Annotated in this window: 19 protein-coding genes; 7 read left to right on the forward strand and 12 right to left on the reverse strand. The window is 70.3% G+C overall.

What is annotated here, in order from left to right; translation table 11 throughout:
- Window positions 1-100: 100 nt before the first annotated feature.
- The 6 genes from AB0395_RS11410 to AB0395_RS11435 all read right to left on the reverse strand — a co-directional run bounded on the left by AB0395_RS11410 (window position 101) and on the right by AB0395_RS11435 (window position 10613).
- Window positions 101-1816, reverse strand: a complete 1716-nt coding sequence (locus tag AB0395_RS11410) for an ABC transporter family substrate-binding protein (protein WP_366279374.1) — start codon at window positions 1814-1816, stop codon at window positions 101-103.
- A gap of 31 nt (window positions 1817-1847) precedes the next feature.
- Window positions 1848-3953 (reverse strand): ABC transporter ATP-binding protein, encoded by a 2106-nt coding sequence (locus tag AB0395_RS11415; RefSeq protein WP_366279494.1) that lies wholly within the window; start codon window positions 3951-3953, stop codon window positions 1848-1850.
- A 155-nt stretch (window positions 3954-4108) separates the two neighbouring features.
- Window positions 4109-5020 carry an ABC transporter permease gene (locus AB0395_RS11420; RefSeq protein WP_366279376.1) on the reverse strand — a complete coding sequence of 304 codons (912 nt, stop codon included), beginning with the start codon at window positions 5018-5020 and terminating at the stop codon, window positions 4109-4111.
- A gap of 8 nt (window positions 5021-5028) precedes the next feature.
- Window positions 5029-6012, reverse strand: coding sequence for an ABC transporter permease (locus tag AB0395_RS11425; RefSeq protein ID WP_366279379.1), 984 nt, complete (start codon window positions 6010-6012; stop codon window positions 5029-5031).
- Window positions 6013-6168: 156 nt separating this feature from the next.
- Window positions 6169-8511: an AAA family ATPase gene (locus AB0395_RS11430; protein ID WP_366279381.1), complete on the reverse strand. Its 2343-nt coding sequence runs from the start codon at window positions 8509-8511 to the stop codon at window positions 6169-6171.
- Window positions 8512-8699: 188 nt separating this feature from the next.
- Window positions 8700-10613 carry a hypothetical protein gene (locus AB0395_RS11435; RefSeq protein WP_366279383.1) on the reverse strand — a complete coding sequence of 638 codons (1914 nt, stop codon included), beginning with the start codon at window positions 10611-10613 and terminating at the stop codon, window positions 8700-8702.
- A gap of 239 nt (window positions 10614-10852) precedes the next feature.
- Between AB0395_RS11435 and AB0395_RS11440 the strand changes: the two genes are divergently transcribed.
- The 3 genes from AB0395_RS11440 to AB0395_RS11450 all read left to right on the forward strand — a co-directional run bounded on the left by AB0395_RS11440 (window position 10853) and on the right by AB0395_RS11450 (window position 14426).
- On the forward strand, window positions 10853-12403 hold the full coding sequence (locus AB0395_RS11440; protein WP_366279386.1) for an MFS transporter: 1551 nt from the start codon (window positions 10853-10855) through the stop codon (window positions 12401-12403).
- A gap of 79 nt (window positions 12404-12482) precedes the next feature.
- Window positions 12483-13124: a DoxX family protein gene (locus AB0395_RS11445; RefSeq protein WP_366279388.1), complete on the forward strand. Its 642-nt coding sequence runs from the start codon at window positions 12483-12485 to the stop codon at window positions 13122-13124.
- A gap of 114 nt (window positions 13125-13238) precedes the next feature.
- On the forward strand, window positions 13239-14426 hold the full coding sequence (locus AB0395_RS11450) for a low temperature requirement protein A (RefSeq protein WP_366279390.1): 1188 nt from the start codon (window positions 13239-13241) through the stop codon (window positions 14424-14426).
- 48 nt (window positions 14427-14474) lie between these two features.
- On the opposite strand, the gene AB0395_RS11455 is transcribed toward AB0395_RS11450, so the two are convergent.
- Complete coding sequence (locus AB0395_RS11455) at window positions 14475-14894, reverse strand: helix-turn-helix domain-containing protein (protein WP_366279392.1); 420 nt, start codon at window positions 14892-14894, stop codon at window positions 14475-14477.
- 63 nt (window positions 14895-14957) lie between these two features.
- Here AB0395_RS11455 and AB0395_RS11460 point away from each other — a divergent pair, with 63 nt between their 5' ends.
- From AB0395_RS11460 to AB0395_RS11470, 3 genes are all read left to right on the forward strand, one after another.
- Complete coding sequence (locus AB0395_RS11460) at window positions 14958-15617, forward strand: NAD(P)-binding domain-containing protein (RefSeq protein WP_366279395.1); 660 nt, start codon at window positions 14958-14960, stop codon at window positions 15615-15617.
- 945 nt (window positions 15618-16562) lie between these two features.
- Window positions 16563-17042, forward strand: a complete 480-nt coding sequence (locus AB0395_RS11465) for a hypothetical protein (RefSeq protein WP_366279398.1) — start codon at window positions 16563-16565, stop codon at window positions 17040-17042.
- 42 nt (window positions 17043-17084) lie between these two features.
- On the forward strand, window positions 17085-17714 hold the full coding sequence (locus AB0395_RS11470; protein WP_366279400.1) for a VanZ family protein: 630 nt from the start codon (window positions 17085-17087) through the stop codon (window positions 17712-17714).
- On the opposite strand, the gene AB0395_RS11475 is transcribed toward AB0395_RS11470, so the two are convergent.
- Window positions 17671-18270, reverse strand: a complete 600-nt coding sequence (locus tag AB0395_RS11475; RefSeq protein ID WP_366279402.1) for a phosphoribosylanthranilate isomerase — start codon at window positions 18268-18270, stop codon at window positions 17671-17673. The genes AB0395_RS11470 and AB0395_RS11475 overlap by 44 nt on opposite strands.
- A 119-nt stretch (window positions 18271-18389) precedes the next feature.
- Entirely contained in the window at window positions 18390-19364 is a 975-nt protein-coding gene (locus tag AB0395_RS11480) for a GlxA family transcriptional regulator (RefSeq protein WP_366279405.1), read from the reverse strand.
- Between the two features lie 151 nt (window positions 19365-19515).
- Between AB0395_RS11480 and AB0395_RS11485 the strand changes: the two genes are divergently transcribed.
- Window positions 19516-20154 (forward strand): HD domain-containing protein, encoded by a 639-nt coding sequence (locus AB0395_RS11485; RefSeq protein WP_366279407.1) that lies wholly within the window; start codon window positions 19516-19518, stop codon window positions 20152-20154.
- A gap of 99 nt (window positions 20155-20253) precedes the next feature.
- On the opposite strand, the gene sthA is transcribed toward AB0395_RS11485, so the two are convergent.
- From sthA to AB0395_RS11500, 3 genes are all read right to left on the reverse strand, one after another.
- Entirely contained in the window at window positions 20254-21657 is a 1404-nt protein-coding gene (gene sthA / locus AB0395_RS11490) for a Si-specific NAD(P)(+) transhydrogenase (protein WP_366279409.1), read from the reverse strand.
- A gap of 68 nt (window positions 21658-21725) precedes the next feature.
- On the reverse strand, window positions 21726-21983 hold the full coding sequence (locus AB0395_RS11495; protein WP_366279411.1) for a hypothetical protein: 258 nt from the start codon (window positions 21981-21983) through the stop codon (window positions 21726-21728).
- 58 nt (window positions 21984-22041) lie between these two features.
- Window positions 22042-23505 (reverse strand): protein kinase, encoded by a 1464-nt coding sequence (locus AB0395_RS11500; protein WP_366279413.1) that lies wholly within the window; start codon window positions 23503-23505, stop codon window positions 22042-22044.
- Between the last annotated feature and the right edge of the window lie 27 nt (window positions 23506-23532).

Genomic DNA, 23532 nt, shown 5'->3' on the forward strand with positions numbered 1-23532 from the left:
ACGACTTCTACCTCCTGGCCCCGACAGAATCGGAGGCGAGGCCCCGCCGGGCCGAAGCGGGTGCCGGGCAGGTCTTCCGGCCTGCCCGGCTCGCGCGGGCCTACTTGGTGAAACCGATGTCCTGGTATCTCAGGTCGTAGAAGCCACGGGCCCCGTAGTTGGCGATGTTCCTGTTGACGGCCACGTTCTGCGGGCGCTGGTAGAGCGTCACCACGTTCACCGCCTCCCAGATCAGCTTGTCCGCGGCGTTGGTGTCCTCAATGGCCCGGGCACCGTCGAGGTCGGAGGTCGCCTTGTCCATCGCGGCGTTGATCTCCGGGGAGCCGATGCGGCCGAGGTTGGCGTTCCACTGCGGCTGGCCCTTCGAGTTCCGGACGGCATTGGCGTACTGGCCGTAGCCGCTGGAGACCGGGAAAGGCGTGCCCACGTAGGCGAACGCGGTGATGTCGTAGTTGCCGGGGATGATGTATTTGGTGAAGTAGTCGTCGCTGGGCACCGCCTGAAGGGTGACCTTGACACCGATCTGGGCCAGCATGTTCTGGGTGATCTCGGCCTCGGACTTGGTGAGCTGCAGGCCTGAGGGCATGACGAAGCGCAGGTTCAGCTCCTTGCCGTCCTTCGTGCGTGTCTGGCCGGACAGCTTCCAGCCCGCGGCGTCCAGCAGTTGCTTCGCCCGCTCCGGGTTGTAGACGCCGATCTCGCCCGCGTTGTCGCGATAGCCGTCCTGGGTGTTCATGAAGAAGTGGTTGTTCAGCAGCACGATCGGCCAGTCCAGGCCCTGCAGGTCGGACTGGGTGATGGCCTGGCGGTTGATGCCCATCGCGATGGCCCTGCGGACGTTGACGTCGGAGAGCAGCGCGCTCTCGCCGTTCATCGTGAAGTGCCGGAAGTCGGGTCCCGCGGCCTGCCGGATGATCGCGCCCTGGCTGCTCTTCGCCCGCGCGTAGTCGGGCGCGGACGGCCCGACGTCGAAGGTGTCGAGCTCGCCGTTGCTGAAGGCGCCGACCAGCGCGTCGCTCTCCAGCGAGCGATAGATGATCTTGTCCAGTTTGGCCTTCTCACCCCACCAGTGGTCGTCTCTGGCGATGGTGATGGTCTTGGCCGTCTGGTCGAACGAGACGAACCTGAACGGGCCCGCGGTGATCGGGATCCGGTTCAGCCACGCGGTGTTGAAGGCCTCGGCGGTCGCGTTCGTGCTCTTGGGGTAGAGCGGGCCGAACAACGCCTGCCAGTCGCCGAAGGGCTTGGCGAAGGTGATGATCACCTCGTGGACGTCCCTGCCCTTCTCCACGCTCTCGATGTCGTGGTAGCCGGTGGTGCCCGCGACGCGGTAGTCGGGGTTGGCGCCGTTCATCGCCTCCCACTGGGCCCGGTAGTCCTCCCAGGTGATCGGCGTCCCGTCCGACCACTTGGCGCTCGGGTTGAGGGTCAGCGTGACGACCTGCTTCGGCTTGCTCTCGGTGATCTTCCCGGCCAGGAGGTAGTCGGTGTTCGCCGAGATCTCACCCTTCTCATTGGAACGGAACGCCGAGGGCATGAGCGCGTCGATGACCTTCTTGACCATGGCCAGGTTGCCGTCGACGTGGTTGAGGTTCCAGTTGGTCGGATACTCGTTGATGCCCCAGCGGAGCAGGCCTCCGTCCTTGACCTTCTCCCTGGGAACCGGGTTGATGTCGTAGGCCTTGACCGCGGAGGACCCGGCCCTCTGCTCGTCCCCTTCGCTGCTCGGGCCGCCTCCCCTGCCAGCGCCCTGGCCTCCACAGCCGGCGAGGGCCAGCGAGCCGGCAACGGTCAGCGCAGTGGCGAACGCGCCCACGCGCCGGATTGATATCACAGTTCCTCCAGGGTTATACGACTTCGACCTTCTCGGCGAAGTGACATGAGACGCCGTGGTCCTCCCCGAACGGGCGGATCTGGGGCTCCTCGTTCACGCATCGGCTCCGGCCGGTCTCGTCGAGAGTCCTGAACTTGGGGCAGCGGGTGCGGAAGCGGCAGCCCGAGGGAGGCGCCGCCGGGCTCGGCAGGTCGCCTTCGAGCAGGATGCGCCGTCTGGAACGTTCCTTACGCGGGTCGGGCAGTGGAATGGCCGAGAGCAACGCCTGCGTGTAGGGATGCATCGGGGCGTCGTAGACCTCGCCGACCCGGCCTATCTCGGCGATCCTCCCGAGATACATGACCGCGACCCGGTCGGCGATGTGCCGGACCACGGCCAGGTCGTGCGCAACGAACAGGTAGGACAGACCCAGACGGAGCTTCAGGTCCTCGAGCAGGTTGATCACGCCTGCCTGGATGGAGACGTCGAGCGCGGAGACCGGCTCGTCCAGCACCACCAACCTGGGCTCCAGGGCGAGCGCGCGGGCGATGCCGACACGCTGGCGCTGACCTCCGGAGAAATCCTGCGGGTAGCGCGCGGCGTGGCCGGAATCCAGCCCGACCAGGCCGAGCAGTTCCTGGATCCTCGGCCCGGGATCCTTGACGCCGTGCGCGCGCAGCGGCTCGGCGACGATGTCGTAGACGGTCATCCTGGGATCCAGCGAGGCCAGCGGATCCTGGAAGACGACCTGCATGTCCCGCCGGATCGCCATCCGCTCGCGGGCGCCGAGCGCCGAGGTCTCGTGTCCCAGAACCACAATCGTGCCGTGCTGTGGCCTGGCCAGCTCGAGGATCTCCATCAGGGTGGTCGTCTTGCCGCAGCCGGACTCGCCGACCAGGCCGAGCGTCTCCATCTCGCGGATGTCGAAGCTGATGCCGTCGACCGCGTACACCGTGCCGACCCGCCGTCTGAAGATCGCCCCCTTCATCAGGGGGTGGTGCTTGGTCAGGTCGTTCACCGCCAGGACCACCTCGCGCTCGTCGCGCGGCGGCCGTAGCGGCCACTCGCCGGAGACGGCGCCTTCCGCGGCCCCGCCCTCCCCCGCGACGGCGGTGTCGGGAGCGATCCGGTAGACCTGGGCGGGCGACCAGTCCCCCGCCTCGATCTCACCGGCGCGGACGCACGCGGCCAGGTGGTCCGGCGAGCCGATCACCTCAAGTGCGGGCTCCTCCTCGGCGCAGGCGGGCACCGCCATCGGGCAGCGGGGCTCGAACGGGCAGCCGGGCGGCAGCGCCGCGGGCGAGGGGGGACTTCCCGCGATCGGGACCAGCGGCTGGTCGCCGCCCAGATCGAGGCGGGGGATGGAGCCGAGCAGGCCCATGGTGTACGGCATGCGCGAGCGGTAGTAGACGTCGTCGACGGAACCGACCTCGACGGACCGCCCGGCGTACATGACCATGACCCTGTCGGCGAACCCCGCGACGACCCCCAGATCATGGGTGATCATGACGATCGCCGCGCCGGTCTCCCGCTGCGCCCGTTTCAGCACCTCGAGCACCTGGGCCTGGATGGTGACGTCGAGCGCGGTCGTCGGCTCGTCACAGATGATCACATCGGGGTCGTTCGCGATCGCCATCGCGATCACCGCGCGCTGCCGCATGCCCCCGGAGAACTCGTGCGGGAACGCCCTGGCGCGCTGCGCGGCGTTGGGGATGCCGACCAGGTCGAGCAGCTCGACGGCCCGTTTGGCGGCCTTCTGCCTGGTGACGCGCTGGTGGATCCGCACGGCCTCCGCGATCTGGTCGCCCACGCGGTAGACGGGGGTGAGCGCGGACAGGGGGTCCTGGAAGACCATCGAGATCGTCTTGCCACGAAAGGCGGTGAGCGCCTTCTCCCCGGCTCCCAGGATCTCCCGGCCGAGCAGCCGGGCCGAGCCGGTGACGCGGGCGTGCGGCGGCAGCAGGCCCATCACGGCCAGCGAGGTGACCGACTTGCCCGATCCGGACTCACCGACGATGCCGAGCACCTCGCCGGGGCGGACCGCGTAGCTCACTCCGCGTACGGCGTGCACCGCGCCCGGCCCCGAACCGAACGTGACGTCGAGGCCGGTCACCTCGAGCACCGGCTCAACGGGCACCACGGGGCCGGGGTTCTCAGGACGCCTGTGGCGTCCCGCGCTACCCCGGCGCCGCGGGTGGTCCGTGTGCTCGGAACGGTCAGGACGGTCAGGACGCTCCTGGCGCAGAGCCTGGCCGTTGCCCGACCACGCGGCCGCCGCGCACTCGTCGCGCTCACTCACTGTGCGCCCCTCTTCGCGGTGGGGTCGAAGGCGTCTCGCAGGGCGTCGCCGACCAGGTTCACCGCGAGCACGGTGACGATCAGCAGCCCGGCGCAGAACCAGAACGTCCACGGGGCGTAGACGGCCGTCTTGGCGCCGTCGGCGATGAGGCTGCCCAGCGAGACGTCGGGCGGCTGGATGCCGAACCCGAAGTAGGACAGGGAGGTTTCGGTGAGGATCGCGGCGCTGACGTTCAACGTCGCGTCCACGACCAGCAGCGAGGACATGTTCGGGATGACGTGCCTGAAGATGATCTTTATCGGCGGGACGCCCATGAACCTGGCCGCCTGGATGAACTCCCGCTCCTTGAGCGAAACCGTCATGCTCCGGACGATCTTCGAGGTGACCATCCAGAGGAACATCGCCAGCACGAGCACGAACAGCGGCCACTGCCCACCCGCGAACAGCGGCGACATGATCGCCAGGATCAGGAAGGCGGGCAGCACGAGCAGCAGGTCGGTGATCCAGGTCAGCGCCCGGTCGGTCCAGCCCATGAAATATCCGGCGAAGGCGCCGACGACGGCCGCCAGCGTGGTACCGACCACGGCGGCGAGCAGCCCGACGATGAGCGACTTCTGCATGCCGCGCAGCGTGACGGCGTACACGTCGGCGCCGGTCTGCAGCGTGCCCCACCAGTGCCGGGACGAAGGCGGCTGGAGGAAGGCCGTGAAGTCCTTGTCGGTGTAGGTCCACCCGCCGACGTACGGCCCGGCGAACGCCAGCAGGAACATCATTCCGAGGAGCGCGAACCCGATCCGGCCCTGGAGGGAGCCGTAGAAGCGGCCCGCGACCACCCGGAACCGGGAGGGCGCCTTGATTCTGCCGATGCCCGCCCGTTGCTCGGCGAGCTCCTCGTCCGTAATGGTCATCTTCCTCCTCACCCCACCCGGACCCGGGGGTCGAGGACCGCATGGAGAACGTCGGATGCCAGGGACGCCACCAGAACCGCGAAGGCCGCGAAGCAGCTGATCGCCGCAACGGTGTTGACGTCGTTGGTTGAGATGGAGTCGACCAGCCACTCGCCCATGCCGTGCCAGCCGAAGATCTTCTCGGTGAAGGTCGTGCCGACCAGAAGCGCGCCGAAGGTGAAGGCGAAGTAGGTGACCGCGGGGATCAGCGCGGTGCGCAGCGCGTGCCTGGTCAGCGCGGTACGGCGCCGCAGCCCCTTGGCCATCGCCGTGCGGACGAAGTCGGCGCCGAGCACGTCGAGCATCATGTTGCGCTGGTAGCGGCTGTAGACGGCGATCAGCCCCAGCGACAGGGAGAGCGTCGGCAGGATCAAATGCTGGAGGCGGTCGACGAGCTGGGTGAGGAAACCGCCCTCGAGGCCGGGGGTCGCCTCGCCGCTGACCAGGAAGACCTGGAGGCCGGTCAGCTCGTTGAACCAGACCGCGCCGATGATCAGCATGTTGGCGAGCACGACCGTGGGGACGGCGAGGACGATGAAGGAGGCTCCCGTCGAGAGCCGGTCGAACACTCCGTACTGCTTGACCGCGGCGTACGCGCCGACGAGCACGCCCGTGAGGCTGCCGAGGACCAGCCCGATGGTGATCAGGCGCAGCGTGACGCCGATCCGCCGCCCGAGGTCGTCGGCGACCGACCCGCCGGTCACCGTCCTGCCGAAGTCGCCGTGCAGGACGTCGCCCGCCCAGGTCAGGTAGCGCTGGACCAGCGGGGTCTCGTCGTTCAGGTTCAGCTCGGTGAGGCGCGCGTCGATGACCGCCTGCGGGATCGGCGGGTTGCGGCCCTCGTAGTTCGAGCGGGGGTTGAGCGCGCTGGCGGCCAGCATGTAGGCCAGACTCGTGGCGACGACGATCAGCACCAGATAGTTGAGCAGCCTGCGGAGAAGGAATCCCGCCATCGTGCCCCCCTTTCGCCGTCGTCCCTGCTGTCGGTGGCCATCCTGCTACATAATGCGGCCAGTCAACTACAGGGAGTGCTCAATCGGGGGTTCGATCTCGGTCAAGGGCGGTGTTTACCACGCTATCTCGCGGGTCCGGGGGCCGAGAAGTTCGGGTCAGCGCTCCGCAAGCTCGTTCACGGCGGCGCGCAGGTCCGCACCGGTGATCGTGGTCAGGTCGGCCGCGCTGGCGGTGCCGCCGCCCTGCGCGGCAAGGCGCACGTCCCTGCGCATCGCGGCACGCTCGAACAGCGAACGCGCGAACCTGCCGTTGCCGAGGCCGTCGATCAGGCCGTCCTCGCAGACCCACGTGAAGACCTCTGCCAGGTCGCGTCTCGCCGCCGCGTCGAACCGGTCGCCCGATCCGTGGGCGAGCAGCGCGGCGATCTCGGTCAACTCGCCGGGCGAGTAGGAGGGGAAGTGCACGCGCTGACTGAACCTACTGGTCAGGCCTGGGTTGGTCGACAAGAACGCGTCCATCTCCCGCTCGTATCCGGCCAGGATGATCACCAGCCGGTCGCGGTCGTCCTCCGCCCGCTTGAGCAGCGTCTGCACCGCCTCCGCGCCGAAGGCGTCACCCCCCGAGTAGCCGGGGTTGACCAGGCTGTAGGCCTCGTCGATGAACAGCACCCCGCCGAGCGCCCTGTCGACCAGCTCGTTCGTCTTGATCGCGGTCGCGCCGAGGTGCTGGCCGACCAGGTCGGCCCGCTGAGCCTCGACCACGTCCGGCTGGGCGAGCAGGCCGAGCGCGGAGAAGATGCGGCCCAGGATGCGGGCCACGGTGGTCTTGCCGGTGCCGGGAGGGCCGGTGAACACGAAGTGACGCATCTGCGGGGGCGTCGGCAGCCCGCGCTCCTGACGCATTCTGGCCACCTTGAGCTGCGCGGTGATCGCGTGCACCTGACGCTTGACGGGTTCGAGACCCGCCATCCTGTCCAGATCGGCCAGCGCTTCCTCAAGGGAGGGCGTCGCCTGGTAGCCCCGGTAGCGGGAGGTGAGCTCGTCGAACGCCTTGGCGACGTCGCCCGCGGTCGTGGTCACCAGGTTCTCCGCGGTCGGTGAGCCGCCTCCGCCGACCACCCGCACGTCACGGGCCTGCGCGGCGGCCTCGACGAGGCTGCGGACGAACCTGGCGTTGCCCAGCTCGTCGACGAGCGCGCGCCGGTGCACGTCCTCGAACCGGGCGAGCAGCGCGGGGCGGGCGTCCTCGGCCAACCGGTCACCACGCCGCCGCTGCAGCAGCTCGGTGATCTCCAGCAGCTCCCGCGGGGCGTAGCTCGGGAAGCGGACACGGCTGGAGAAGCGGCTCGACAGACCGGGGTTCGAGGACAGGAAGCCGCCCATCTCCTTCTCGTATCCGGCCAGGATGATGATCAGCCGATCGCGGTCGTCCTCCGCCCGCTTGAGCAGCGTCTGCACCGCCTCGGCGCCGAACCGGTCCGGCTGGCCGTCTCCCGAGTTGACCAGGCTGTAGGCCTCGTCGATGAACAGCACCCCGCCGAGCGCCCTGTCGATCACCTCGTTCGTCTTGATCGCGGTCGCGCCGAGGAACTCCCCGACGAGGTCGGCCCGCTGGACCTCGACCACGTAGGGGGTCTCCAGCAGGCCGAAGGCGTAGAAGATCTTCGCGACGGCCCTGGCGACGCTGGTCTTGCCGGTGCCGGGAGGGCCGACGAAGACGAAGTGACGCATCGGCGGCTCGGTGGAGTATCCCGCCTCCCTGCGCAGCCTCGCCGCCTCAATCGAGGCGGCGATGGAGCGCACCTGCTCCTTCACCGGGGCCAGGCCGATCATGCCGTCCAGCTCGCCGAGCGCCTCCTCGACGGAGATCGGCGGCGGGGCCGACCGTTCGCCCTGCGCCGGGGCGGGCTGCCCGCTCTCGCGCACCCGCAGCCGCACCCGCTGCTCCCCGGCGTCCAGCGCCGCCCTGGCCTGGCGGGCCTGGACGAACCGGTAGATCAGTACGGCGGCGGCCACGCCGTACGCGACCCATGGGGCCACGCCGGGCGCGAACACGGACAGCGCGGCGGCGACGAGGGCGGCGGGCAGGAGCGCCACGAGCGTGGTCAGCCAGGGCGGGACCCAGCGGATGAGGTGGGCGGCCCCCGCGACGGGCAGGGCGAGGAGCGTCAGCGGCATCGAGGCGGGCACCCCGACGCCGTACAGACTCTGGAAGATCGGCATGAGCAGCAGCCAGGCGACCACGACGACCAGCGTCGCGGCGGCGCGGGGGAAGCGGAGGGTCAGCGCGGCGAAGCCGAGCAGGGACATCGTGAGGAAGAACGCGGTGAACGGGGACCAGCCCATGCCCAGGGCCAGCCCGACCGCCAGGACCAGCACGGCGACGTGGATCAGCCTACGCAGCCCGGGAGAGAGCTGGAAATAACGCAGCCGCACCTTCTCGAACGCATCCCGCGCCGCCGCCCGCCCCGCAGGCCGGGCCCTGTCGGGTTCCCGCATCACGCCTCCCCGGTCCGCCCCCGGTTATACCGCACCGGGAAGACGTTTGCGCGTGCGTGGGCGCCACGCCACGCCGCCACACTGACACGATCAGATAAACGGATGAGACCGGATGAACCCCACGATCCGGGTGCCGGTTTCCTGCCCCGCCTCCCCACGCCGAAACGGCCTGTCCGGCGGCCTTTCCGTCACTCGGCCTGGGTCACCCGTCCTTGACGGCGGCCGTGGTGGCGTCCCTGGTGGCGGCCGGGATATTCGGCGACCACGACCTGCTTGGGGGTGACCCTGAGCACGTCGGCCTCCGCGTCGCCGACCGCGATGCCGCGCACCTCGGCCCAGAAACGGCGTTCCAGCGGGTCTGCGACGAACACCGCGACCCTCGGATCCCGCTCGGCCGCCTCCCACGCGTCGTCGGCGGCGATCAGCCGCAGCTCGCCGTTCGGACTGACCGAGCTGACCGCGCCGACGGCCAGCGCGCGCGGGCCGTCGGGATCGGCGTAGGCCAGGACGACCCCTCTGGCGTAGGTGAAGGCCCGCCGTACCTCGCCGCTGAGGCCGACCGGCGGTTTCACGTCGCCAGGCGGGCGCGGACCGCGGCTGTCGCACATGGTCAGGGAGGACCGCCACGGTCCCGGCGCGCCGCGCCACCACGCCCGCGCCGATCGGGCGGCGAACACCGCGACCAGCGCGGCCAGCGTCACGCCCCCGGCTCCCCAGGCCCAATCACCCGTGGTCGCGGGCAGCCCGAGCAGCGCGACCGCCGCCACGCCCGCGAGCGCCGCTGAGGCGGCGACCAGCAGGGCTCCCGCGACCACGAGCCAGCGGTCGACGGCGAGCACGTGGTCCAGGGATCGAGCCCGGCCGCCTCTGGCGCGTGTCCAGGAGATCGCGGGCGGGACGGCCAGCACGGCGAGGGCGAGCCGGGGCTCGCCGAGCAGCCTGGCGGCCAGCGCGGCGGCCACGAGCACCGACCACGCGCGGCCGACGAGCAGCCAGAGGGTCACGTCGATGTTCCGCCTGGCCGTACGGTCCCGGTGAACCGCGGTGAACTCGGCCAGCGCCCTGACGGGCCGTCCCCGCCAGGCCTCGACCGGCACCCGCAGGACGAGCAGGGCGGCGCCGTTGAGGAGGACGAGTGCCGCGAGCGCCGCCCACGCGCCGCCCGGCGGCTCCGGCGACGCGAGGGCCCGGGGCAGCGCGTCCGGGGAGAGCGGGAGAATCCGCGGGGGGATGGTGACGATCGCCGCCGCGTATGCCACGACGGCGGCCAGCGTGGCCGAGACGGACATGCCGAGCCACGGATCGCGGGTGAGCATGCGCGGGACGTAGGACCAGAGCCTGATCCTGCGGCCCTGCCTGAACGTGATTGCCAGGACCGCGAGCAGGACAGCCGCGCCGCCGATCCTCGCCTCTGCGGCCAGCCCGAGCCAGAACGTGACCGCGGCGGCCACGGCGAGCGCGGCGGCCAGCAGCACGCGGACCTGCCTGGACCAGATCTCCATGGCGTTCCTCGCGCGGCCGGTCTCGCGAGGGTCGATCGGCCAGGCGGGGTCGTGGTGGCCGCGAGGACGTTCCCAGCGCAGGAAGGCGAGGCCGAGGTTGACCCTCGCCGCGGGGTGGTCGTCCACGAGGCGCAGCGCGGCGCGGTAGGCGGTCTCTGCGCGACGGTGCTCACCGCGCAGCAGCGCGAGGTCGCCGGCGAGAACGTGCGGGTCGGGCTCCTCAGGGGCGTAGCGAACGGCCCTGGCCGCCTGGGCGGACGACTCCCGCCAGCGTCCCGGCACCCGGCGCAGGGCGGCACCGAGGCGCAGCCGCGCCGCCCAGGAGCCGGGAGCCAGCCGTACGGCCTCCTCCGCGGCGGCCACGGCCTCGGCCTCGCGACCGAGGCGTTCGAAGGCGAGGCTCGCGAGGCGGTACCCCCAGTCGGCCCCCGTCTGGGCCCCGGGGTCACGGTCGAGCGCGTTACGCGCGGCCTCCAGCGCGGCCTCCGGCTGGTCCCGGTCCAGCCAGGCGACGGCGACGGCACACCACTGGCGGGGGTCGCCGGGGTCGGCGGGGGGCGGAACCGGGCCGGAACCCGGCTCGCCCGGTCCGCTCACCACGGCGGCTCACGAACCTCGCGCTGACTCACCACGATCGTCATCGTGCGTGCGAGATCACTATTTGCCTAGATGGCGGATATATCCCTGTATCTCTCTAGAGAGGTCGGAGATATGGGAACAATATCCGCATTTAGCGGTATGCCAATCTCCTAATCCTGGCTCTCCCACTACCCTCCTTCGCCTAAGCTGCGTCGCATGTCCGTCAAGGCCGGCAGCTCCTTCAGCGGCCTATGAACGCCATGGGGGTCCTGGACGGTGCGGTCCGCACCAGGATCGACCCGCGAACGCGTGGGACCGGCCGCTGGTCGATCCTGGTCCTGCTGTGCTTCAGTCTGCTGCTCATCGCGGTGGACGCCACGGTCCTGCACATCGCCGTCCCCGCGCTGACCGCCGCGCTCGAGCCCACCTCGATCCAGCTTCTGTGGATCATCGATGTCTACTCCCTGGTGGTCGCGCCGCTGCTGCTGACCTTCGGCACACTCGGCGACCACTACGGCAGGAAACGCCTGGTGATGATTGGCTACGTGGTGTTCGGCGTGGCCTCCGCCGCGGCCGCGTTCGCGCCGACCGCACCCGCGCTCATCGCCGCGCGAGCCCTGCTGGGCGTCGGCGGCGCGATGATCATGCCGGCCACACTCTCCATCATCAGGCAGGTCTTCACCGACCGGAGGGAACGCGCGATCGCCCTGGGCGTGTGGAGCGCGGTGGCCGCGGCGGGGGCCGCGGTCGGCCCCCTCGTCGGCGGCCTGCTCATCGAGCATCTCTGGTGGGGCGCCGTCTTCCTGATCAACGTGCCGATCCTGCTGGTACTGCTGCCCACCGCCGCAAAACTCCTGCCCGACTCCTGCTCGCGAGCCCTGCACCCGTGGGACGCCTTCAGCGCGCTGCTGTCGGTCGCGGGCATCCTCGCCCTGGCATTCGGCCTGAAAGAGGCAGGCTCGGGGCATCCCGCCGGGCTGGTGGCGTTCCTGGGCGGGATCGGGCTGCTGATCTGGTTCGTGCGCAGGCAGCGGCGGATGGTCTTCCCCATGCTCGACCTCGGCCTGTTCAGGCAGCGGGCCTTCTCCGTCGGGGTCGCCGCCGTACTGCTGACGGTCTTCGCCCTGGTCGGGCTGGAGCTGATGCTCGCCCAATATCTCCAGCTCGTGCTCGGCGACAGCCCGTTCCAGGCCGCGGTCCGCCTGCTGCCGCTGATGGTCGCCTCGGTTGCGGGCGGCCTGGCGGGAGCGCGGCTGCTGCACCGCTTCGGGCTGCGCGCGACGATGAGCGGCGGGCTCGCGCTGACCGCGCTCTCCCTGCTCCCCACACTGACGTGGGGTACGGAGCGGCACGCCCTGATGCTGACGCTCTGCTTCATCGGCATCGGCTTCGGCATCCAGGTCACCCTGCTGGCCGCCTCCGACACGATCATGTCCTCGGCGCCCGAGTCACGGGCGGGCGGCGCCGCGGCGATCGAGGAAACCGCCTACGAGCTGGGCGCCGGGCTCGGGGTCGCGGTCCTCGGCACGATCACCACCGTTGTCTACGCGCCCTCGCTGCTGCCGGTTCCCGGCGTCCCGCCCGACCTGATGACCCTGGCGCGTCAGTCGCTCGCCGCCGCGGCGCACGCGGCGCAGGAGATCGGCGGCGGCATGGGGGCCGCGCTGCTGAGCGCCGCCCGCATCGCGTTCATCAGCGGGCTGCACTCCACGGTCATCGTGAGCGTGCTCCTGCTGGGCTCGACCGCCGTAGTCGTCGCGCTTCTGCTCCCCCGCGGAACCGACCCCGCCGAACGGCACGATCACCACTAACGGGTTTGGACGACCGCCGTTCGGTCATCTATGGGCGGGGGCGGGGAATCTATCTGACCAGAATCCAGAATGAGGAACCGTGCGACGAGCCCTCCACGATCTCGCCTCCCTGGCCGCCAGGCTCGGGGTCGGCGGGATCTTCTTCGCCAACGGCTGGCACAAGCTGGAAGCGGGCCTGACCGCGACAGGTGACCAGTTCGCCACGCTCGGCGCCCCGGCCCCGGGGGTCTGGGCCGCGACCACGATGCTGACGGAGCTCATCGGCGGAGCCCTGCTTGTGGCGGGCCTCGCCGTACCTGCCTGCGGGCTGTTGCTGTTCGCCGAGGCCGTCGCGGTGTTCGTCGTGGTCGGCGGGGAACGGGGGCTGCCACTGACCGGCGACGCGCGCCTGGTCGTCGCGCTCGGCGCGGCCTCCATTCTCCTCGCCGTCGGCGGCGCGGGCCGCCTGTCCGTCGACCACCTCGTGGTGATCAAACGACGCGAGGCGGAGGCGGCGGAGGACTTCGCCGCCGAGAACGAGGCGAACGACGTCATCGCCGCGCTGCGCGAACCCGAAAACCCGCCTCCCCCCGCCGCGCTGCGCGAGCCCCTGCCTCTCCCGCTTCCCCCCACGCGGGAAACCGGTGGAGAACCCAGCGCGGCTCCCGGAACCGGCACGGAACCCGGCGCAGAGGGCGACATGCTGGTCGCCGGGCGCAAGGACGATCCCACCGGCGGGTGAACGGCCCGCCTCTCGCGGCCCGCCCCAAACATCCGCCCTGTCCGCCTCGTCCGCCTTCAGGGGAATTTTGCCCATCCGTTAATGCGCGTTGCCCCGTGTCCGGACAATATGCCTATGCGCCTGCCCGACTGGTTCAGGGAGCGGGTCGACCCGCTCCCCTCGGAGAGCGAACTCCGCGTCTCCACGCTCGAACTCTTCTTCGACCTCGTCTTCGTTTTCACCGTCACCCAGCTCACGAACCTGCTCGCGGACGGAGTGCAGCGGGGAAGGCCCCTGGAGGGCGCGCTGCGCGCGCTGCTGGTGTTCGGCGTCATCTGGTGGATGTACGCGGGCTACGCCTGGCTGACCAACGCCGTCCCCCCGGTACGGCCCGCCCGCCGCGTCCTGGTCCTGCTGGGCATGTCGGGTTTCCTGATCGTCGCGCTGTCGATCCCCTCGGTGTTCGACGGCGACGGCGTCGCGTTCGCGATCGGGTACCTGCTGCTGGTCGTCGTGCACGCCGGACTGTACGCGCAGGCGACCTCGGCCATCGCCAGGGTGCTCCCGTTCAACTTCGGCGGGGTCGCGCTGATCTTCGTGGCCGGTCTCGTCGGCGCGCCGTACGACCACCTGCTCTGGGGCGCCGCCGTGGTGCTGCTGTGGGCCAGCCCGTACTTCATCGGGCAGCGGGGCTTCAGCCTCAGGGCGGCCCACATCGTCGAACGCCACGGCCTGCTGGTGATCGTGGTGCTCGGCGAGTCGGTCGTGGCGATCGGTGTGGGCGCCCAGGGGCTCCGCATCGGACCGGGCCTCGGGCTCGCGGCGGTGCTCGGCCTCACGCTGGCGGCCTGCCTGTGGTGGCTCTACTTCGGCGGGGACGACGAGGCCCGCGCCGAGCACGTCCTGGAAGGGACCGAACCGGTGCGGCGGACCCGGCTGATCCTCGGCGCCTACTTCTACGCGCACATCCCCATGCTGCTGGGCGTCGTCGCGGTCGCCACCGGCGTCAAGAAACTCATCGGCCACCCCGAGGATCCGCTGAAGCTCGCCGCCGCCGTCACCCTCGCCGCGGGCGTCGCCATGTTCCTGGCGGGCAGCGTCTGGTTCCGCAGGGTGATCGGCGTCCGGGGCGACCGGCTGAGAGGCGTGGGCGCCCTGCTCACGCCGGTGACGGTCGTCCTCGCCCTCTGGTCAGGGCTCGCCCAGCTCACGGCGCTGGTGGTGCTGGTGAGCGCGGTGATCGTGCTGGAGCGGCGCGGAGTCCTCCGGCGGACCGGTGGGACGGGGCACGACGGCGTCGTCCACGCGGAACCCGCCCCCTGAAACCCTGAAACCGCACAGGTCACCGCCCCGGCCGGTTCCCGCGCCGTCTCAGACGTGCTCGGCCCGGTCCAGGGCGGCCCCCGCGCGGTCCCGGGCGTTCTCCGCACGGTCCTGCGCGTCGAGAACCGCGTCGCCGTGGTCGAACGCCCATTCCCCGAAGGCTCCGATGAGCGGCAACAGGGTGCGCCCCAGGTCCGTCAGCTCGTACTCGACCCGCGGCGGGGCCTCGGGGTAGGCCCGCCGGGAGACGAGACCGTTGTACTCAAGCCTGCGGAGCGTCTCGGTGAGCACCTTCGCGCTGATGCCGCCGATCCGCTCACGCAGGTCGCCGGGGCGGCGCGGGCCCTCGCGCAGCGCCCAGACGACGACGGCGTTCCAGGTGTTGCCGACCAGGTCGAAGGCGAGGCGGGCATGGCAGTCGGCGAGGAACACGTGAAGGTCCTCCAGTATGACCGGGCCGTCACGCACCGAATGGTTCCTGACGGACTTCCTACATTCGTCTTCCACCAGTGAACGACATCGGGAGGACGGATGCACATCGGCATCCTCGGCGCGGGCCGCATGGCGGACGCGCTCGGAACGCAGTGGGCCCGGGCGGGCCACAGCCTGACAGTGAGTGGACGGGACCCGGCGAAGGCGGCCGCCCTCGCGGAACGGCTCGGCCCCGCCGCCCGCGCGGCGACCTGGGCGGAGGCCGCGACGGCCGGGGAGGTGGTGCTGCTGGCCGTACGCGACTACGCGGTGCTCGAGGTCCTGGCCGCGGCGGGGGCGGCTGACGGGACGCTGCGCGGGCGCGTGCTGATCGACTGCACGAACCCCGTCGTGCCCGGACGGTTCGTCCTCGCGACGGAGGGCGGTCCGTCCATGGCCGAGCGCGTCGCGACGGCCGCGGTCGGCTCGCGCGTGGTCAAGGCGTTCAACCTGTGCCACGAGGACGTCTGGCGGATGACGCCTCCCGTCTTCGACGGCACCCCGCTGGCCGTACCGCTGTGCGGGGACGACCAGGATGCGCTCGCGACGGTCCGCTCCCTGGTCGAGGACCTCGGGTGCGTGGCGTTCGAGGCCGGCGGCCTGGAACGCGCCGGACTGCTCGAGGCGACGGCGGCGTTCGCGATCAAGCTGTGGTTCGGCGGCCTGGACGCGCAGGCGATGCTGCCGCCGTTGAGGTTCGCGCAGGGAGACCCGGTGTGACCACCGGGTGACCACATGACGGCCAGGTGATCTCCTGGCCGTCCGGCGGTCCCCCCGTCCCCTACGGCGCGAAGGCTAGGACGCCGTGGTCTGGGGCATGGCGGCGCTCACCCTCCAGATCGCGCCGCCACGCCCCGTATACGGGGTGCCACAGGACAGCCTGACCGTCCAGATCACCCCAGCCTCATCGGTCGGCCACCCGGGCGCGCGCACAGCGCACCCGCCGCCGAACCTGGTCTCCCGCCGTGCGGGCGCCCGGCCTCCGTCTCCGCGGAGCGGGGAGAGTGTCGCCTCGCGGGATCGGGGCCCGCACGCGGGCCGCCCGCACGGCCGGTGCGACCGTCCCGCCCCCTGGGGGCGGCCCCGCACCGCACCGGGACGACGCCGGGGCCGCCGGGGCTGTGGTGAACGTCCGAGGTGGTCCCATGGCCCCCCGGCCGTGTCCCCGAGCCGTTCAGCGGTGTGGACGGCAGGCGGTCGGGCGGGCGGATCGGAAGCGATCATTGCTGTGTCTCCTTTCGGCGCGGGAGGGGTACGCGGTCGTTTCCCCCCAAGGGTGCCGTGAGACGGCCGCTTTCGGCAGTCGTACGACTGCGACGATGTGTCCGCACATTGAGTTGCGTTTCTTGTAGGACACACGCTGGTTTATGTAGGACCGCGAAGAACCCTCTCAGCCGCCCTTCATATCAATATCACAAATCCTACATAAAGCACATTAGCCACGAATCCAGCATTCCCCCCGAAAGGGTTTCCGGCCGCGCGTCCCGGCAAGGCATCGTTGATCACGTGCCCGTTTGCGGATAGGTTCCCGTCTGACCGCGAAGCACAAGAGAAAATCGGAGGTAACTGGCAATCAACGCTTTACTTGCATATTTTGCTTATCACGCAAATCCGTCATCCTGACGCTCGCCCATCATCGCGAATTCACCCACGGGAGGACTCGTCTTGCTGGATCGCCACCTCTCTCCCGCCGTTCGGCGCCCCGTCGCCGCGCTGATCGCAATCCTCGCCTCCTGCGCCGGTCTGGGGGCCGCCGCACCCACCGCGCTCCCCACACCCGCCATGAGCACGGCGTCCGTCGGCGACTGCGGAACCCTCACCTTCTCCGGCTCCGCGTTCGGCTACCTCGACAACGGAACGCTCAGCGCCGGGTTCTGCGTCGGCCTGAGATCCGTCCGCCGGATCAACGTCGCCTACGACAAGGCGAAGGGAGGCAGCACGAACATCCGGCTCGGCTATCAGCAGACGGACAGTTCAGGGGTCGGGATCAAAAGGCCCGTCTACGCCTCGGCCCTGACGGCGACACCGGGGAACACCGCTTTCAAGACCTTCTCCCTCTCCCTCCCTCAGGGGTGCTACCACGGGGTGATGCTGAACACCGCCACCCGATACCAGTACGTCACCAAGGTCTGGGGCGAGTGCTGACGGCGACCTCCCCACCGGTCAAGCCGGGATGCGGGAGCATCCGTGAGGCGGGCGTTCCCACCTCACGGACACCGCGCCGAAACCGTTCCCGATTCTCCGTGGAGAAGGCACATGCCCGTTCCGGTAGAGGTCTTCCTGTCCAATCGTGACCTCTGGTTGCCGGTCGTCTGTCTGCTGACGGTCCTTTTCTGGTTGTCGATACCGCTGAGCGGGAAAGTGGCTCCCCTGTTTCACGCGAATCGGCTGATGACGTTCCTCTGGCTGTTCTGCGTCGCCGTGATACCGGCGTTCACGCTGCCGACGCGATTTTCCTCACACGGGCGAGGATCCTGCACGATCGGGGGCCTGCCGGAGGTCGCCTCCATCGCGGATCCGCAGAACTTCCTCAATGTACTGCTCTATGTTCCGCCCGCTTTCCTGGGAATCCGCGTGACACGGCACCTGCCGGGAGTGGTAGCCGGATTGGCGGTGACCTCCGTATCCATGGAAATCGCCCAGCTTTTCGCGGACCAGCGGAACTGCAACTCGACGGACCTGGTCTTCAACGTCCTGGGGGCCCTCGCGGGCGCGGGACTCGCAGCCCTCGTCCCTCACCGCGTGCCTCCCGGGAAAAGGCCGGAAGAGTGGGTCACCCGTGCCGGGCAGAGCGCGCGGCGGCGAGGAAGTTCCTGATGAGCCCGGCGTCCTTCACGCCCGGCGCGGTCTCGACACCGCTCGACACGTCGACCCCCCACGGCCGCGCCGCGGCGATCGCCTCGGTCACGTTCGACGGATCGAGCCCTCCCGCGAGCATCCAGCGCCCCTCTGGACGCCCCCGCACCGCCGACCAGTCCCACGGCTCCCCCGAACCCGGCCTGGGCGCGTCGACGATGAGCAGGTCCTCGTCGAAGGCCCCGCACCGCAGGTCGGCGCCTGCGGCCCCGGCGCGGATCAGCGTGACGCCGAGGTCCTTGAGCGCGGTGAAGTCCTCGTGCGGGTGGTCCCCGTGCAACTGGACGGCACGAACCCCAGACTCGAGCGCGGCCTCCCGCACCTGCCCGGAGGTCTCCCCGGCGAACACCGCGACGGTCAGCACATGGGAGGGCACCTCAGAGGCCAGCTCACGCGCCCGCGCGGGGGTGACCCGGCGGGAACTCCTGGTGAGGACGAAGCCGATCGCGTCGGCTCCCGCCTCGACGGCGGCCATGACGTGCTCGGGCTCGCGCAGCCCACAGATCTTCACATACACCCTCGGCACACTAGCGCCGCCGGCCCCCCCGACGTCATCGCGCAGGCCCAGGACGGGCCAGGACCGTCAGACCGGAACGCGGGACCACGCGTCCTCGTGCTCCGGGAGAAAACACGTGGTTACCTCCGTACCGACCGAAACCGCTGCTGGTAGGCACGCGGCGGAACTCCCACATGATGGATGAAGGCGCGCCGCAGTGACTCGGAGCTTCCGTAACCGGCCCGCTCGGCGGCGGACGTCACGGAATGGCCTGCGTCGAGCATCGACTTCGCCGCGTCGAAACGAATGAGCTCCACGTACTTCGCGGGCGTCGTGCCGACCTCGCTCCGGAACAGGCGCGTGAGGTGACGCGCGCTGAGCCCCGCCCGCGCCGCGAGCCGGGAGACCGAGTGATCCCCCGCCGGATCGGCCGCAACGGCGTCGAGGACCGCCCGCAGAAGCGAGGTCCGCGGACGCGGTCCTCGCAGCGACGGTGAGAACTGCGACTGCCCTCCCGGCCGCTGCAGGAACACGACGAGGGACTGGGCGACGCTCCTGGCCAGCTCGTCCCCGTGGTCGTCCTCCAGCATGGCGAGGGCGAGGTCGATGCCCGCGGTGACGCCCGCCGAAGTGTAGAGACAACCGTCCCTGACGAAGATCGCATCCGGTTCGACCGCCACCTCCGGATAGGACCTCTGCAGGGTCCGGGTGTGTTTCCAGTGGGTGGTCGCGCGGCGGCCGTCGAGCAGTCCCGCCGCCGCCAGGATGAAGGCCCCCGTGCAGACGGACGACACACGGGAGGCGTACTTCGAGAGGCGGTGCACGGCGGACAGGAGGTCGGCGCCGACCGGATGCGCGGGGAGGAGGTCCCCGCCGACCACGAGCACCGTGTCGAACCGGACGTCGTCGGCGTCCGCGTCGGCGTCGGCCGGGATGCGCATGCCGGTCGAGGAGGTCACCTGCCTCCCGCCCGGCGAGCACAGCACCAGCTCGTAGGCCGCGCCCATGCGGTTCGCCTCGCTGAACACCTCGCTCGGCCCCGCGACGTCGAGGAGCTTGACGCCGTCGAACACCAGGATGCCCACGCGATGGACGGCCTTTCTCCCTTTCCCCATCAGATGTCCCACACCCCACCCGCCTGACTGTTTCCTGTCCTTTTCTGTGGACGATATGTCCCAGAGGGACAGGGCGTCCCCATGATCCGCTTGAAAGAGTCGAGATCACCGGAACGACCCCGCCGGGGCCAGGAAAAAGGAGACCACTCTCATGACCGAGACGATCGCAGGCGTCACCGTCCCCGATTCGGCGCTCGCCAAGGAGGCGACCGAACTCGTCAGGGACGCCGCGTCCCCCCTGCTGTACGACCACTCCCGCCGCGTGTACCTCTTCGGGGCCCTGCAGGGCAGGCGGCTCGGACTGCAGGCGGACGCGGAACTCCTCTACGTCGGCGCGATGTTCCACGATCTGGGACTCACCGAGGCGTACCGCCGTACCGACCAGCGTTTCGAGATCGACGGAGCCGACGAGGCACGCCGCTTCCTCGCCTCCCACGGCGTGCCGGAGGCCGACGTTCGCAAGGTGTGGGAGGCCATCGCGCTGCACACGACGCCCGAGGTGCCCTACCGCCTCGAACCCGAGGTCGCGCTCGTGACCGCCGGAGTCGAGACCGACGTGCTCGGCATCGGCTACGGCGAGCTGGCGGCGGACGACATCGCCGAGGTGACCGCCGCCCACCCCCGCCCCGACTTCAAGCGCCGGATCCTCGAAGCCTTCACCGAGGGCTTCAAGAACCGGCCGGAAACCACGTTCGGCACCGTCAACGCCGACGTCCTGGAACACTTCGTCCCCGGCTTCAGGCACATCGACTTCGTCGACGTCATCCAGAACTCCGCCTGGCCCGAATGACCCCGGACCCCGGCGGCGCCGGACGGAGACGATGATCGAAGCAGCTGTTCTCCCCGGTCACCGGCGAGGGATCCGGCGCTTCTGCGGGGGCCGGGCCGGTCAGACCTCGAAGCGGGCGACACGGCGGAGTTTGTTGACCGCGTCCAGTGCGGCGACCTTGTAGGACTCCGCCAGGGTCGGATAGTTGAAGACCGCGTCCACCAGATAGTCGACCGTGCCGCCGCAGCCCATCACCGCCTGACCGATGTGCAGCAGCTCGGTCGCGCCGGTACCGAAGACGTGCACGCCCAGCAGCGCCCGGGTCTCCGGGGAGACCAGCAGCTTCAGCATGCCGTACGTGTCGCCGATGATCTGCCCGCGCGCCAGCTCCCGGTAGCGGGAGATGCCCACCTCGAACGGGATGTGGGAGTGGGTCAGCTCGTCCTCGGTCTTACCGATGAAGCTGATCTCGGGAATGGTGTAGATGCCGATCGGCTGCAGCTGGTGCATGCCGGGCAGCGGCTCGCCGCAGGCGTGGTGGGCGGCGATGCGGCCCTGCTCCATCGAGGTGGCCGCCAGCGAGGGGAACCCGATGACGTCCCCCACCGCGTAGATGTGCTCCGTCTCGGTGCGGTAGTACTCGTCGACCGTGATCCGGCCCCGGCCGTCGGCGGTCAGGCCCGCGTTCTCCAGAGCGAGGCCGCCGGTCATGCCCTCCCGGCCCGCCGAGTACATCACCGTCTCCGCGGGAATCTTCTTCCCGCTCTCCAGCACGGTCAGCGCGCCGCGCGAGCGCTTCTCCACCGCCGCGACCGTCTCACCGAACCGGAAGGTCACCGCCAGGTCCCGCAGGTGGTACTTCAACGCCTCCACGATCTCCAGGTCGCAGAAGTCCAGCATCCGCTCGCGCCGCTCGACCACCGTCACCTTGGTGCCCAGCGCGGCGAACATCGAGGCGTACTCGATGCCGATCACCCCGGCCCCGACCACGACCATCGAGTCCGGCACGTCCCGCAGGTGCAGGATGCCGTCCGAGTCGATGATCGTGTGCTCGTCGAACTCCACCGTTTCCGGACGCGCGGGCCTGGTCCCGGTGGCGATGATGATCTTCTCCGCGGTGACCTTGAGCTCGTGGCCCTTGTCGTCGACCACCGCCACGGTGTGCGGGTCGACGAAATGTCCCAGCCCGTTCAGCAACGCGACGTGGTTGCGCGACAGCTGGCTGCGGATCACGTCGACCTCGCGCCCCACCACGTGCTGGGTGCGGATCCCCAGGTCGGCCGCTGTGATCTCGTCCTTGACCCGGTAGCTCTGGCCGTACATGCCGCGCTGATTGAGGCCGGTCAGGTAGAGGACGGCCTCACGCAGCGTCTTGGAGGGAATGGTGCCGGTGTTGATGCAGACACCGCCGATCATGTTGCGGCGCTCGACGACGGCGACGCGCCGCTCCAGCTTCGCCGCGGCGATCGCGGCCTTCTGCCCACCCGGCCCGGACCCCAGGACGAGAACATCGAAGTCCCACATAAATCCCAGTCTGAACGCCTAGGACGTCCTCAACCAGGCCCATAAACGGACTATACGGAGAACACTTTCTACGCTCCCTGCTGCATCGGGATGCCCACCCGGTCCACGATCGCCCGCGCGCCCTCCTCGCGAGCGCAGTGCGCGCAGCAGAACCAGCGCCGGTCGGCCTGGACACCGTGTCCGACGACCTTCACCCCGCAGTGCTCGCATACCGGCGCCATCCGATGGATCGCGCACTCGAAGCAGTCGAAGACGTGCACGGCCCCCTGGGCGTGCACCTCGAAACTCATGTCGTAGTCGTTGCCGCAGACCTCGCACCGCGCCATGTCTTCCCCCCGAAACTCACGGCGTTACCCGGTTAGGCCTACCCGGGGAAGACAGCGCTCAGACAGGCCTTTCGCCACCGATCCCGACGGCCACGACCAGCGCGAACACCAGAACGACCGTCAGGGCGAGCCAGAACAGGCGGTCACGGGCCATGCGGCTCCTCACGTGACGGTCTGCTTCGATCCACCCCGCGAGCCTGGGCCAGGCGTACGGCAAAGCCGGATCGGCCAGCCCGGCCAGGTCTCCCCCGCGGACGACCAGGGGACCGAACACCTCGGCGATCCTGTCCTCCGCCGCCCCTGCCCTTCGCGCCCCGGTACGGCCACCGGCCGAGACGGCCGCCATCCTGAGGAACATCATGGAAGCGAACTCACGATCGGCCGGATCCAGGGCGGCATAGGCCTCCTCCGCCAGGGCGCCCAGCCCGGGATCGTCACAGGGGCCGCGCAGCCTGGCCGCCATGCCGCCACCGGCCGCCAGTAGGAAGTCCAGGGTGAGCGGGGCACGCGCGGCGAGCAAGGCGTCGATGAGGCAGGCTCTTCTGCCGAGCACCGCCTCCGTGGTGAGCGGGGCGTCCGCGGCGAGCAGGGCCTCCGCGAACGGAGGGAGGCCGCCGTCATCGCCGTCCCCGCCGTCACCGGGCGCGAGACAGGCGGCGGGCAGGCAGGCGAGCGCGGGAGGGACGGGCGTGAGGCAGTCGGGCGCGAGGCAGGGAGCCCCGAGGCGGGCGGTCGCGTCCGCCGCGACCAAGGCGTGCAGCAGGTCGCGGGCCGCGGGCCGGGACAGGGGATCCTTGGCCAGCGCGGCGGCGACCAGGGAACGCAGCGGGTCCGGCACCTGCCTCAGGTCGGGGTCGACCGAGAGCACGTTGTGCATGACCGCCCCCAGGCTTCCCGCCGCGAACGCGTCCTCGCCGGTGGCGGCGTAGAGCACGGTGGCGCCCCAGGCGAACACGTCCGCCGCGGCGCCGGCCCTCTGCCCGGTGAACACCTCGGGCGCGGTGTAGGCCGGGGCGTTCACCGCCAGCCTGGGCCAGGTCAGCGTCGTCTCCGTCTCGGACGCCAGCCCGAAGCCGATGACCCGGGGTCCGTCGGGGCCGAGCAGCACGGTGTCCGGTGTGAGGTCGCGGTGGACCACTCCGGCGTCGTGGAGGGCGGTCAGCGCGGTGGCCATGGCGGCGGCCAGGTTGCGCAGGTCGGCTCCGGTGAGGATCCGCCCCGCCCTGCGCAGGCTGGGCCCCGCGACATACTCACTGACGATGTACGGCCTCGGCCCCGCGCAGTCCGCGTCGATCACCTCCGCCGTGCAGAACGGTGCGACGGCGCGGGCGGCGGCCACCTCCCTCGTGAGCGGCCGCCACAGTTCGGGCTCGCCGTGCGGCACCTTCACCACCACCCGTCGCCCGCCGGAGTCGTAGGCCTCGTAGACCACGCCCCGGCGGCCCGCGCCCAGCCTGCCCGCCAGCCGGTAGTCCCCCAGACGCTGCGGATCCCCCTCGATCAACCTCGCCGCGACTCTCATACGCTGTTGGATGCGACTTTCGGCTGG

Origin of the sequence: Streptosporangium sp. NPDC051023 (assembly GCF_040689595.1) — a bacterium.
In the GTDB taxonomy this organism is placed as follows: Bacteria; Actinomycetota; Actinomycetes; order Streptosporangiales; family Streptosporangiaceae; genus Streptosporangium.